Here is an 11,700-nt window from a genome sequence, read left to right as displayed (position 1 = left end):
CCTCGTCATTTGTTCTGTTCCTGGAACCACTGCTTCAATTCATCGGCTGTTTGCCCGCCGACCAGACGGGATACTTCTTTTCCGTCTTTGTAGTGAATGAGAGTGGGCGTGTATTCGATGTCAAAAGCGTCCCAACTGGATGCAAATTCAAGCAAATTGTGCTTTTTGACATCCACCTGAAGCTCATCGGCGAGGGGAACCAGGACGGGTGTGGTTCGCTGGCAGTGTTCGCACGTCGGGCTGTAGTAGTAAATGAACAACTCTTCTTTCCCTTCCAGCTTAGCTTTCAATTCGTCAGGGAGGATTTGATTCCCGTAATTGGGATCATCCAATTGCGCAAGAGTGGCTGGATTGAGGTTCGTTTTGCCGAAAGGATTTCCTACCGCAGCCTGTTTATTGGCCATATCCGAATAGACGACGGCCCCGATCAGAAAAACAGCGACGATGACAGAGAGGATAATGATCTTTTTCATGTTTTACTTCTCCTTCCCATTGGTACGAATGAAAATAAGCAGCGCGGTAATCAAGAGAAAAGCGATGAGCGCCAGGAACGGAATGGTGATAAAGCCCAGCCAGTTGATGTAATCTGTGTTGCAGGGAATGATTCCGCACGCGCTGCCGAGCTCATGCAGGGCAGGGACCTTTTGCACCATGTAATGATAGAGCGAAAAGGCTCCTCCGAAAATCGACAGAGGCAGGGCATAGCGTGCAATGCCGTAATCTTTTTTGGCGGAAGCGATTCCGAGCAGGATGACCAGCGGGTACATCAAAATCCGTTGATACCAGCACAGCTCGCACGGGATGTACTTCAGCACTTCCGAGAAGAACAAGCTGCCGCCTGTCGCGATCAAGGAAACAACCCAGGACGCAAAGAGCGCTTGTTCCGCCATACGTTCTCGTTTCATATCAACACCTCGCCCACTATTTTATCATAAATTACATAAGGGAAGTAACTTATGTTAAGTAACAACTTGTGAACGCTGTTTGAACATCGCCGGCTCCAAGCGAGTTCACACAACGTTCAACCCGTCTTTTGAAAGATAGCCCTGTTGAGTCATACTCAATCGTATGGACGAGCCATATACTGAGACTGGATATCACCGGAAAAAAGTATGGAAACGGGAGGAATTTCATCCATGAAAAAACGAATGACGCTTATCCCTGCACTCGCGTTGGCATGCCTTTTCGCTGTACCGGCATCGGCACATGATGGCTGGTCGCAAACCAATACGCCGATCGTTGCTGCCGGAGAGGTCTCGTACGTCGAGCTGCTGTTCGGAAACCACTCCAACCATCACGGCAGCTATCGCATTGAGGGCAAGTGGAGTACGGATTCTACCAAAGTATACGTGACAGCTCCGAATGAAAACAAAGCAGATATTACCACGACTCTCTTTTATACAGGAGAAGAGAAAGAAGTGACGGAACCGGGAAAAAACAACTATTATGTCGCTTCTTTTTCCGCTTCCACCCCGGGAGCCTACATCGTGTCCGCAGAGGGAGACAGCGTGTTCAAAAATGCCGAGGTGTCCAGCCGAACGCTGCGCAGTGCTAAATCCTTCGTTGCCGTCAGCGATATTCCTGCATTGGAACGAATAAAAGAGCTGAAGGGCTTCAGCCGTCCGGTCAGTCTGGACCGGGCCGAGCTGGTTCCACAGTTCAACCCGGCTGCGGTTACGCCGGATCAGAAGGTGTCCGTTCAGCTGTTGCTAAAGGGGAAACCGCTTGCGGGCTCGGAAATTACCGTGATCCGCCGCAGCACCAGTGATTCGGCCATTTACAAGACGGATGCAAACGGTGTGATCACCTTTACGACAGGTCCAGCCGATTACTATCTGCTTCGCGCAAAGCCGGCCACCGATGAAAAGGTCGCAGGTCAATACGATACAACCAATTATGAGGCAACCATGACCTTTGCCGTCCAGAACGGGAAGGCTTCTCTGCCGGCGCACCAGGCGAAGAATGCGCAGCCATTCGTCTACATCAATGGAAAGCTGACCGAAGTGTCCGGGCTGTCATCGGCTGAAGGGAAAACGACTGTACCGGCTTCATTCGTGAAAACGGCGTTGAATCCTGCTTATCAAGGAACAGGCCAGGTGGATTTGCAGAAAGCTGCGGTTGAAGCGGGAGCCGCAGTCGAAGTGCTCGCACCGATAGGCACATTGCCAGAGGCAATTGTCATCACGAAGAAATAAGCAGCGCTAGAGAGCAAATAGAAAAAAAGCCGTCGAAAGTATTTCGGCGGCTTTCTGGTCGTCTCCTCTGTCAGAATGTGTTTTTTTGCAAAGGAGACTTGGCTGATAGAAAGGGGAACAAGGTATGAAAAAATGGCTCCTTCTCTGCTGCCTGTGCATATGCATGGCGTGTTCGCTTCCGGCTTTTGTACTCGCCCATGCCAATGTGGATCAATCCTCGCCACAGCAGGAATCAGAGCTGCAGGGATCGCCGAAGGAGATACGGATTTCCTTCACCGAGGAGATAAACGCGAATGTGAGCTCTCTCGTGTTAAAGACAGAGTCCGGTGAAGTCGTGCCGGGAACATTTCGGGCTGAAGGAAAGAAGACGCTGGTGATGCCGGTCTCTTCTTTGCAAAACGGCATATACCGGGTGGAATGGCAGGTATTGTCGGTAGACACCCACGTTACGGAAGGCTCATTCAGATTTGCTGTGGGGGTACCGCTGCCCAAACATCGCCCGGCTGATACGGTCTCTTTAGATGGGGATCAGACGGATGAAGCTTCTCAGCCGCCGCCGACAGCTCTGCCGGTACAGGAACAGAATGCTCCGGTTAATCAGAAGAGCGCTCCGCCTGCTCAAACCGAGCAGAGCGGCCCTCCGGCTGCTGCGGCAAAATCGGGAGGTTCGAAGAGCGAGGCAAAAGCCGCTACACAGACGACCAGCTCGGAACAAGGAGAGCGGAAAGCTTCGGTCGACGGTCCTCGCCAGCAGCAAAATAGCGGGCCTTCGCCAATCGCAGCCGCAGGAGCGGGGGAGCAGACATCATCAGCGGAAGCAAAGAACCAGTCCGTAGAAAATGAGCAAAAACCGTCAGTGTCAGAAGGCAGCTCCGACATGGCTATTCAGGCGGGGGCGGTGCCTGCATCACGGGTTCAGACTGATGCCGGACAGCAGCCTTCAGCCGCCGAAGGAAATCAGAGGGGCGCTGCAGATACCGTAGGTTCAACAGGGGAAAGCGGCGTGGAAGTTGTCGCCGACACGTTTTCGTCGCCGGAAGCCCACGACCACGAGGCTCACGAAGCGTGGAGCAGATGGCTGCGAATGGCGGATGTGCTAGTCGCGGGAGGACTAGGGGTTCTGGTGTTTCTGTCCAGATGGGAAGGATTTGTCAGCGCCTTCAACACCAAATGGCTCCATGGCAGAAACGTTCAGCTGCTTATCTGGCTGTCTTTGGTCTTTTTCGCGTTGAGCGGAGCGGTGAGAATCTATCTTTTGGCCGATATGCTTCGCTTGCCGGGAGGACTCGGAGAAAACATGCTGACGCTGCTTCGGGAGACGATGACGGGCACCATCGGCTGGGTTCGTCCTCTGCTTTGCATCCTTCTCCTTCTTGCAGTGCGCTATACGGACCGGTTCCGTTGGGGAAGCACAGGGGTGGCGATCGCCCTGTTTTGTACGTTTCCGTTAACGGGTCACGCCATGGCCGGGCAGGAGAGATTTGCTTCGATGGCTTCAGACGTTCTGCATATGGCAGCAGCAGTTGTCTGGATTGGAGGCTTGTCCGGCTTGACGGTGTTGTCATTTAGGCTTGTCATGAATTCGAATGGGTTGATTGTCATGCATAAATTGATGAGCCAATTTGCCCAACTGGCACTCTATTCCGTAGCCGTTATTTCCGGAACGGGCATTGTCCTCGGGCTGCTCCGATTCGCCCAGCCTCGCGAGCTCGTGACGACCTCTTATGGGCTCATCCTGTCGGCCAAGATCGGAGCCTTCCTGTTGGCGCTGATCATCGCCGCATTCCACCGGGCAAAAGTGATGCCGAGGCTGGCCGTCCTTTCCGGCTTGCGGGAGAAAGACGCTCTCCGCTTGGCGAAGAAGCTGTCTTGGACGCTGCGCCTCGAACTGATTGTTGTCCTTCTGGCCCTGCTCTTGGCGGGTCTGCTGTCGGCAACTCCCCCGCCGATCATCCGTTAGGTGACTCGCACGCGTGGCGCTGATTGGAGACCTCTAAGCGGAACGTAGACATACCGGAGAGAAGGCCAGTTTACGAGCAGGATGCCTCCTTGCGGGGAAGCCGCCCCCCCGTCGATGCCGATCATGTTTCCGTGATGCCAAGGGCCCTGGCCGGTGTATCCGGGCAGTCGGGAAACAGGTGTGTGGCCAAAAATCACAATCTCTTTTCCTTTATAGTGATCGTAGAACGGCTCGCGAATCCATAGGAGATCCTCGTGCCGCTGTCTGGCAAGGGGGATGCCGGGACGGATGCCTGCGTGGACGAGCAGCGGCGGCAGAGCTTCGGGGGAATCATTGACCGGCAGCAATTGGTAGAGCGGCAACGACTCGAGAGCGGGGAGCAAGTAGGTGTATCGGCCAAGAATATCTTCACGCGCCGCATTTTGCGTGTCAATGGACGGGACTTCTCCAAGAAACGCGCGGCGCATGGCCTGCTGCCCCAAAAATGAGCGCACGGTCGCATCTCCGCCATTCATCAGCAAGTACAAGGTTGGATCAATCTTTCCTTTCAGCCAGTCCTCGAACATCTGCTCGTGATTCCCTTTCAGCAAGAAAACCTGATTCGGATAGGCATTTTTCAGATTGAGCAAATACTCCAGCACCTCTTTTGATTGGGGGCCGCGGTCGATCATGTCGCCTATGACGTACAGGCTGTCTTGTCGTTTCGGGGAAAAGGAAACCCGCTGCAAGGCTTCGCGAAGCGCCTGATACTGACCGTGGATGTCTGAGACGAGATAGGTGTTCATCTTGACAGCTCCTCCCCGTGTACTTTGTCTGAGGCTTCCTATAGAATATGAGAAACAGCATCTATTCGTGAGGGGGAGGAAAGGCTTTGAATGAATTGATCAAGCTCCTGCAGGAGGCCCGCCATCTCGTCGTCTTCACGGGAGCGGGGATGTCGACGGAGAGCGGCCTGCCTGATTTCCGGTCGGCGCGGACGGGATTGTGGCAAGGAAAAGACCCCGCCCGCCTGGCCAGTACGGATGCCCTTTTCAACAATCGGGAGGAATTCGTCGCCTTTTACCGGATGAGACTGGAACGGTTGTATGCGTGCCAGCCTCACCAAGGGCATTTGATCTTGGCTGAATGGGAGCGTCGCGGGCATATCAAAGGGATTATCACCCAAAACGTGGACGGCTTCCATCAACGGGCCGGCAGCCGATGTGTCGCGGAGCTTCACGGGACGCTGACGACGCTGACCTGCATTCGCTGCACGAAAAAATACGAGGCTGCCCGCTACCTGGAAGAGCGCGGAACCGTGTGCGAGTGTGGCGGATTTTTGCGTCCTTCTGTCGTGCTGTTTGGCGAATCGCTTCCGGAGTCCGCATTCGCACAAGCGGTGGAATGGACAGAGCGGGCAGACCTGTTTCTTGTGCTGGGATCGTCGCTTGCCGTAAGTCCCGCCAATTGGTTTCCGGAGCAGGCGAAAGCTCGAGGGGCCAAGCTGGTCATCGTCAATCGGGATGCCACCCATCTCGACGATATAGCCGATCTGTTGATTCAAGACGAATTGATTGGCGACGTTTTGCGGAAGGCTGAAATCGAGTGGAAACATTAAAATTTCCTCTTGATTTTTAGTCTTTTTTTTACTAGAATTATTTCTGTAAAACGGCTGTGAATCATTTTACCGGGACCGCAAAAGAAAACAGTCTGACTTTGCCCCTATAGTTAAACGGTATAACAGATCACTCGTAATGATCAGTTCGTGGTTCGATTCCGCGTGGGGGCATCCAAATGATGCAACATCTACAGTTTTACAAAACGCCTCTTTTCGTTGCTGTGGCGCAACGGAAAGGGGCGTTTTTGATTTGGCCGTGCCTGGCGCTTGAGGGAATATCGGAAAAACGTCCTACAGGGAAAGAGGGACTAACGAACCGGAGATTCGACTCAGGAAAGTTTGAAAAAGAAAAAAGCCTGACCGATCATTGGTCAGGTGAAAAATAAAAGAGCGTCTACTATTTATATCGTCCGTTTTGTAGGTCTTTTTTACTGTTTGTTTGTATCTTTTGTAAAAATTATTTAAAAAATAGAGATTGTGAAAAAAGCAAGAGTCTAAACTCCTCATTCTCGGCAGATTTCGTTCATAGATTGACATGTTCTTCGGCTGTGCTATAATCATAAACATCCAATCATCCTACGTTTGGTGGTGAGACTTATGAAACTAAAACAGACTGGACGCATGTCGCTGGTGGAGCAGGTTGTAGCGCAAATCGATTCCTTGATCCAGTCTGGGGATTGGCCTGTCGGGACGCGGATTCCTCCGGAGCCGGAGCTGGTAAATCAGTTGGGGGTTAGCCGCAACACTGTTCGGGAAGCGGTGAGAGCGCTGGTTCATACCGGCATGCTGGAGACCAGGCAGGGGGACGGAACCTATGTTTGCTCTTCCAGTGAGCTGGGGGCCGCTTTGCAGCGGCGGTTTCAGCGCTGTGCCCTGGAAGAGACGCTGGAGGCCCGTTATGCGCTGGAACAGGAAGCTGCGCGCCTGGCTGCGGCCCGGAGGACACAAGAAGATGTGGAAGCCATGCGAGGCTGGCTGGCTGCAAGCGAAGCTGCCGATCATGCGCAGACATACATCGAAGCGGACGTGCAGCTGCACCTGTCCATCGTGAAAGCAGCCCACAACAGCATCTTGTTGGAGCTGTATGAGCACATGACGGAGGCGATTCATCAGTCAATTGGAGAGACGGTAGGAAAAGTGGTTTTCTCCTCAACGTCCAAACGACTCGCCCAGCATAAAAAAATCCACAGAGAGCTGGTAGATGCGATTGTCGCGGGCAGACCGGAAGAGGCAATACAGGCTGTCAGGGCTCATATAGAAGCATCACAGCAGGCTTTCGAGGAACAAGATCGGGGAGATGAAAAATGAACACAGACCAGGCTTTATCCCGTGAAGGCGGACGCACCGGTATATGGCTGCTCGCTCTCGGGATTATCCTTGTTGCGACCAATCTGCGGGCGCCGATCACTGCTGTCGGTCCTATTATTGGGGAGATTCGCGATCATACCGGCATTACCAACACAGTTGCCGGCTTGCTGACGACCTTGCCGCTGCTTGCGTTTGCTCTGCTTTCTCCACTTGCCCCGAAAATATCGCGGAGTCTCGGACCTGAACAGACGATACTGTACAGTCTCATTGTCCTTTTGACAGGGATCCTTCTTCGTTCCATGCACTCGGTTTGGCTGCTGTTTTTCGGAACTGCCTTGCTTGGCCTTGCGATCGCTATCGGGAATGTCCTGATTCCGAGCTTGATTAAGCGGGATTTCCCTCAAAAGATAGGAGTTATGACCGGAGCGTATTCTGTAGGGATGAATTTGTTCGCTGCCATTGCTTCCGGGGTGAGCATTCCGATTGCGCACGCGCTTTCCTCCGGGTGGCGCGGTTCACTCATCTGCTGGGCTCTTTTGGCTTTTCTAGCACTCCTCGTATGGATTCCGCAGCTTCGCAAGGGCTTGCGAACGGCGATTCCCGCTAGGGCGGGGGCGGGCCCAACAGCGGGATCCGTTTGGAAATCCTCGCTTGCGTGGAAAGTGACATTGTTTATGGGAATGCAATCATTGGTGTTTTACGTGGGGATTGCCTGGATTCCGCAGATTCTTCAGGATCAGGGGGTAAGCCCTTCCGCAGCCGGATGGATGCTGTTCCTGATGCAATTCGTCAGCTTGCCCGGCAGCTTCCTGATGCCGGTGCTTGCCGGGAGAGCCTCCAACCAACGACTGCTCGTTGCCTTTACGACCGGGCTCATGATTCTTGGATATGCGGGATTGCTAGCCGGACATACCGTGCTCATGCCGTTGTGGATCGTTCTAATCGGCATCGCTGGAGGCAGCTGCTTCAGCTTGGCAGTAATGTTTTTCGCGCTTCGTACACGCAGTGCGGCCGAATCTGCTGAGTTGTCCGGGATGGCCCAATCAGTCGGGTATTTGCTGGCTGCGCTCGGCCCGACGCTTTTCGGTTTTATCCACGACGTGACAAATGGCTGGACGATTCCGATTTTCCTGCTGCTCGTCGTCTCTTCCTTGCTTCTCCTGGTCGGTTTGGGGGCTGGCAAGAATGTTTATCTCTCCGCCGAAGAAAAAAGATTGGCTTCCTGACCGGAGCCAACAGACGTGATCGTGATCGCGACCGTAGCCGTTTTCTCAAGGAAATTATGAAAGCATGGCTTGCGTACAGCTGCCGAGGCTGGGCCCGGAGGCAATCATGTATGCGGCCATGCTTTCTGTCATTTGGCATCCTTCTTCTCGGGACTTGCTTGCCCTGTCCGGTTGTTCGGAAAAAACGCGATGGGAAAGCTAATCCGGATACCGCTCGCCTTCGCCCTGGAAAAGCTCGCGAACCTTGGAGTGAGTCCTCGCGGGCAAATGCGGCAATACGATTGCCAACTGGCCCTCGCTAAGATCGAGTGGGCTGCCGGGAGATTCAACGGCGTGCGGAATATTCATGGATTCCAACGCACGTGAATAGACAGCGGCATCGTCCCAGCTGGTTACGTAGTAGACAGACTTGTTTTCCAACGTCATCACGCTCCTCATCAGCTAGTATATGCCGGAGCGGGGAGGAACTATTAGGTCAGCTGCGCCGGAACTCAACGTATTCGACGATTGTACCGTCAGGATGCTGAACAGTCATGTTCTTCCCGGTAGGGACTTCTCTCGGCTCTCGAATGAATTGTACTCCGATGCTTCTAAAATGCTCTTCAAAAGAGTCTAAAGAGTCGACCGCAAAAGTCGCCGTTGTTGATCGGAATGGGCGAAGGGCCTCCTATTATCGGTTCAGGATATTCCCGTCCGATCATGCATCCGGCAAAAAACAGGCAAAGTATGCGAAAAACCCGTCAATTGTACATAACGGGTTTGGGCGGGGGTGTATAAGCCTCGTTAGGGCAACGCGATCGGCAGTTCCATTTTCCGGCTGCCGTCCTTGGGACTGGATTCAAACAAGACAAGGGTCAGAGTCGAATTGGGATGGTCCTTTTTTACTTTTACCGTGAATTGGAAATCGCCCCACTCGGGAGCGCCTGCTGAGCTTTGAACGCTGCCTTTGGCCAACTCGTTGTGCCCGTCTTCCACCACGTATTGAAAATTGCCCTCGAATACACGGGCTTTCCCTTTTATTGTAAACGTGTCCTCTCCGGTTTTTTCTACAGAGGCTACTTGGAAAATATCGTTTTGATAAGTCTCGTCCTTTTTATTTTGGTCGTCTGTCGGCTGAGTGGAATCGTCAGGCTGCGGCGCTTCCGGTTGCGCGGAATCCGAAGGCTGCTCTGCCGGTTGTTCCGTGGCAGGCGGCTGATTCGGTGTCGGGCCAGCGGAAGGAGTATCTTTGGAAGAAACACATCCTGCGAGCAACACGGCGATCAGTGCGATTGACAAAAGTTTGTTCATGATTACCCTCCAGTTGTGTCTTGAAAGTCTGTTGCCACTATAGGACGAAGGAGACGAGTTTTCCGTTACATTATCATTGTTTGGCAAAAAGAGCAAACTCGCTATATAAAGGCGGCTGCAGTCAAAAACACACAAAAAAACAGCTCCCTGTGCGAGGGAGCCAAAACTTCGCCGCATCCATTATAGCACAGGAGGTGGCGGAACGGTATCTGAAGGGCAAACATGTTTCTGTACAATATATGCAGCAGTTACTCATCCGGCGTGCGATCGAGGAAAAGGCGGGTAACAGTCGTATAATCGCCGCTTTTCACCTCTTCCGCGGATGCTTTCTCTTCCAGCTGATCATGTGTGTTCATTCCCGGAGCGACAGATGGTGCCGCTTCTGGACGTGTCTTGTTGGAATCCACGGGTACACCCTCCTTTTTCCTTAGAATGACATGAAGAGATTCAGGTTATTCGGGCTTGGGAGGGAGCAGAGGAATTAACCGGACGTGCCGATGCTCTTCCCGCACTTCGGACAAAAGCGGTACTCCGCTTCGACCTGTTCGCCGCAATAGGGGCAAAATCGTCCGGCACTATGCTGTGGAGCGGGAGCCGTGGAACCGTAATGGCGGTTCAACGGGTCGCCCTCTTCGTTGGATTCAGTGATGTCGTACAAAGACATGCGCTCTTTGCCAGTCGCATTTTTGTAATGGTAGACAGCTTGCGCGATCCCCATCCCGATAAATAAAAGCCCAAAGGCGGGGAACAGTATCCCTACGACGGGAAACGGGGAATCCTGGGTGATGACAAATGCCATGATCGTCCAAAATATACCGAAGATTACGGCGAAAATGCTGCCGGCTGCCCCCATGGCAGACGGACCGCGGCCAGGTTTTATACTTTTCACAGGTATCACCACCTTACATGCATACCAGTATAAAGAATTCATGGCAAAATGTCACTGCATCACGAGAAGTCCGGATAGCGGAGGCCATCCCGATAAAACAGCGCCCGCACCCAAACGTAAACCCGCAGAGGTATTGATGGAAACACGATCGCCAGCTTGCCCTCCTCCAGTCCGGGAAGGTCGATCGGAGACTGAATCGCATAGGGAATCCCTTCCTGATCCAGCTGATTTTTATACTGCTGCGCTTCGCGCCAACTGACTGGATAGTAAAACGATTTTTCCATAAACGGCACTTTCTCCATGCACGGCCAACTCCTTTTCCGAAGTCACTCCCGTAAGTGTAACGGATGAAAATGAGATAAAAAAAGATCACTGCACCCATTTTTTAGAGTGAAAGTGATCTTTTTTGCGCGGTTTCCAGCATGCTTTACGGCAAATCAATGAGCATGAAGAACGTATCCGCAGTTGCGGAAAGGCCTAGCTCGGGCATCTCGGTAATTCTCGTTGCATCCCGTTTCGCGAGCGTGGCTTCCCCGTTTAGCTGCAGTTGTCCTTCTATGACGAATACGTAAATGCGGCGTCCGTCTTTTTGGCGGAAATGAATCGTCTGGCCCGCCTCCAGTCTGGACAGGTACAAAGTCAGATCCTGATGAATCCGAGCGATATCGGAGCCGCCCTCAGGGGAGACGACGGGAAGGAGCTGATTCAACAGCTTGTCCTGGTCGTATGCAATCTGTTCATACGACGGAGTCAGTCCGTATTCAGCCGGCTCGAACCAAAGCTGTGCAAAAAGTTGACTTCCTCGCTGCTTGAGGGATTCATCTCCGAGTGGATGATCCCGGTACCGGCACTCATTCGCTGTATTTCCCCGGGCCGGATGACTTCCTGTGTACCCGTGCTGTCCTGGTGAGCGAGGGCACCCTTTAAAACGACAGAGACGATCTCCATTTCACGATGGGGATGGCGTCCGAATCCCCTTTCAGGCTGAACGAAGTCGTCGTTGAAAACGCGCAGCGGACCGAATCCCATATTGGCGGGATCGTAGTATTCGGCAAATGAGAAGCTGAAATTGCTTTGCAGCCACCCGTGGTTGGCGGAATAGCGAGTGGATGCCTTGCGTATGTCGATCATGCGTTACCTCCATTAATGAAGTGTTTTTTATACTATGCGTTGATTACGGGATGTTCATCACGCTTCACGCTTATATCATACTTCAAGTAACTTACTTTTGTAGA

Annotated in this window: 14 protein-coding genes, 1 tRNA gene and 1 pseudogene; 7 read left to right on the top strand and 9 right to left on the bottom strand. The window is 52.8% G+C overall.

Annotated elements, in window-relative coordinates; translation table 11 throughout:
- Positions 1-5 precede the first annotated feature (5 nt).
- The gene (locus Q3F21_RS19850; RefSeq protein ID WP_340256979.1) at positions 6-473 is read right to left on the bottom strand and encodes a thioredoxin family protein; all 468 of its coding nucleotides are present in this window, start codon (positions 471-473) and stop codon (positions 6-8) included.
- Positions 474-476: 3 nt separating this feature from the next.
- A complete protein-coding gene (locus tag Q3F21_RS19845; RefSeq protein ID WP_340256977.1) occupies positions 477-905 on the bottom strand; it encodes a disulfide oxidoreductase in 429 nt (142 codons plus the stop codon).
- Positions 906-1,136: 231 nt separating this feature from the next.
- Between Q3F21_RS19845 and Q3F21_RS19840 the strand changes: the two genes are divergently transcribed.
- Positions 1,137-2,195 carry a DUF4198 domain-containing protein gene (locus tag Q3F21_RS19840; RefSeq protein WP_340256975.1) on the top strand — a complete coding sequence of 353 codons (1,059 nt, stop codon included), beginning with the start codon at positions 1,137-1,139 and terminating at the stop codon, positions 2,193-2,195.
- 124 nt (positions 2,196-2,319) lie between these two features.
- On the top strand, positions 2,320-4,155 hold the full coding sequence (locus Q3F21_RS19835) for a copper resistance protein CopC (RefSeq protein WP_340256973.1): 1,836 nt from the start codon (positions 2,320-2,322) through the stop codon (positions 4,153-4,155).
- Here Q3F21_RS19835 and Q3F21_RS19830 read toward each other — a convergent pair.
- Positions 4,152-4,940: a metallophosphoesterase family protein gene (locus Q3F21_RS19830; RefSeq protein WP_340256971.1), complete on the bottom strand. Its 789-nt coding sequence runs from the start codon at positions 4,938-4,940 to the stop codon at positions 4,152-4,154. The genes Q3F21_RS19835 and Q3F21_RS19830 overlap by 4 nt on opposite strands.
- 86 nt (positions 4,941-5,026) lie before the next feature.
- On the opposite strand from Q3F21_RS19830, the gene Q3F21_RS19825 reads away from it, so the two are divergent.
- The 5 genes from Q3F21_RS19825 (at position 5,027) to Q3F21_RS19805 (ending at position 8,286) form a co-directional block, all read left to right on the top strand.
- Positions 5,027-5,752, top strand: coding sequence for an NAD-dependent protein deacylase (locus Q3F21_RS19825; RefSeq protein WP_340256969.1), 726 nt, complete (start codon positions 5,027-5,029; stop codon positions 5,750-5,752).
- Between the two features lie 100 nt (positions 5,753-5,852).
- Positions 5,853-5,923: transfer RNA gene (locus Q3F21_RS19820), tRNA-Thr, on the top strand.
- A gap of 5 nt (positions 5,924-5,928) precedes the next feature.
- Positions 5,929-6,138, top strand: a complete 210-nt coding sequence (locus Q3F21_RS19815; RefSeq protein ID WP_340256967.1) for a hypothetical protein — start codon at positions 5,929-5,931, stop codon at positions 6,136-6,138.
- Positions 6,139-6,349: 211 nt separating this feature from the next.
- The gene (locus tag Q3F21_RS19810) at positions 6,350-7,060 is read left to right on the top strand and encodes a FadR/GntR family transcriptional regulator (RefSeq protein ID WP_340256965.1); all 711 of its coding nucleotides are present in this window, start codon (positions 6,350-6,352) and stop codon (positions 7,058-7,060) included.
- Positions 7,057-8,286 (top strand): CynX/NimT family MFS transporter, encoded by a 1,230-nt coding sequence (locus Q3F21_RS19805; protein ID WP_340256963.1) that lies wholly within the window; start codon positions 7,057-7,059, stop codon positions 8,284-8,286. Before Q3F21_RS19810 ends, Q3F21_RS19805 begins: the two co-directional genes overlap by 4 nt.
- A 198-nt stretch (positions 8,287-8,484) precedes the next feature.
- On the opposite strand, the gene Q3F21_RS19800 is transcribed toward Q3F21_RS19805, so the two are convergent.
- The 6 genes and pseudogenes from Q3F21_RS19800 to Q3F21_RS19775 form a co-directional block, all read right to left on the bottom strand.
- Positions 8,485-8,712 (bottom strand): hypothetical protein, encoded by a 228-nt coding sequence (locus tag Q3F21_RS19800; protein WP_340256961.1) that lies wholly within the window; start codon positions 8,710-8,712, stop codon positions 8,485-8,487.
- A 357-nt stretch (positions 8,713-9,069) separates the two neighbouring features.
- Complete coding sequence (locus Q3F21_RS19795) at positions 9,070-9,576, bottom strand: Gmad2 immunoglobulin-like domain-containing protein (RefSeq protein ID WP_340256959.1); 507 nt, start codon at positions 9,574-9,576, stop codon at positions 9,070-9,072.
- Positions 9,577-9,824: 248 nt separating this feature from the next.
- Positions 9,825-9,983, bottom strand: coding sequence for a hypothetical protein (locus Q3F21_RS19790; protein ID WP_340256957.1), 159 nt, complete (start codon positions 9,981-9,983; stop codon positions 9,825-9,827).
- A gap of 74 nt (positions 9,984-10,057) precedes the next feature.
- Positions 10,058-10,465, bottom strand: a complete 408-nt coding sequence (locus tag Q3F21_RS19785) for a zinc ribbon domain-containing protein (protein WP_340256954.1) — start codon at positions 10,463-10,465, stop codon at positions 10,058-10,060.
- Between the two features lie 59 nt (positions 10,466-10,524).
- On the bottom strand, positions 10,525-10,749 hold the full coding sequence (locus Q3F21_RS19780; RefSeq protein ID WP_340256985.1) for a hypothetical protein: 225 nt from the start codon (positions 10,747-10,749) through the stop codon (positions 10,525-10,527).
- Between the two features lie 143 nt (positions 10,750-10,892).
- Positions 10,893-11,596: pseudogene (locus Q3F21_RS19775) on the bottom strand (pirin family protein).
- Positions 11,597-11,700: the final 104 nt, after the last annotated feature.

The sequence above is a fragment of the Brevibacillus borstelensis genome (assembly GCF_037834415.1).
Classification (GTDB): Bacteria; Bacillota; Bacilli; order Brevibacillales; family Brevibacillaceae; genus Brevibacillus; species Brevibacillus borstelensis_A.
Note: the sequence above shows the minus strand (reverse complement) of the source record. Positions and strands in the feature narration are given on the sequence as shown.

Coding starts and splice junctions, on each gene's coding strand:
- Q3F21_RS19850 (WP_340256979.1), bottom strand. CDS start 473: ATGAAAAAGATCATTATCCTCTCTGTCATCGTCGCTGTTTTTCTGATC.
- Q3F21_RS19845 (WP_340256977.1), bottom strand. CDS start 905: ATGAAACGAGAACGTATGGCGGAACAAGCGCTCTTTGCGTCCTGGGTT.
- Q3F21_RS19840 (WP_340256975.1), top strand. CDS start 1,137: ATGAAAAAACGAATGACGCTTATCCCTGCACTCGCGTTGGCATGCCTT.
- Q3F21_RS19835 (WP_340256973.1), top strand. CDS start 2,320: ATGAAAAAATGGCTCCTTCTCTGCTGCCTGTGCATATGCATGGCGTGT.
- Q3F21_RS19830 (WP_340256971.1), bottom strand. CDS start 4,940: ATGAACACCTATCTCGTCTCAGACATCCACGGTCAGTATCAGGCGCTT.
- Q3F21_RS19815 (WP_340256967.1), top strand. CDS start 5,929: ATGATGCAACATCTACAGTTTTACAAAACGCCTCTTTTCGTTGCTGTG.
- Q3F21_RS19810 (WP_340256965.1), top strand. CDS start 6,350: ATGAAACTAAAACAGACTGGACGCATGTCGCTGGTGGAGCAGGTTGTA.
- Q3F21_RS19805 (WP_340256963.1), top strand. CDS start 7,057: ATGAACACAGACCAGGCTTTATCCCGTGAAGGCGGACGCACCGGTATA.
- Q3F21_RS19800 (WP_340256961.1), bottom strand. CDS start 8,712: ATGACGTTGGAAAACAAGTCTGTCTACTACGTAACCAGCTGGGACGAT.
- Q3F21_RS19795 (WP_340256959.1), bottom strand. CDS start 9,576: ATGAACAAACTTTTGTCAATCGCACTGATCGCCGTGTTGCTCGCAGGA.
- Q3F21_RS19780 (WP_340256985.1), bottom strand. CDS start 10,749: ATGGAAAAATCGTTTTACTATCCAGTCAGTTGGCGCGAAGCGCAGCAG.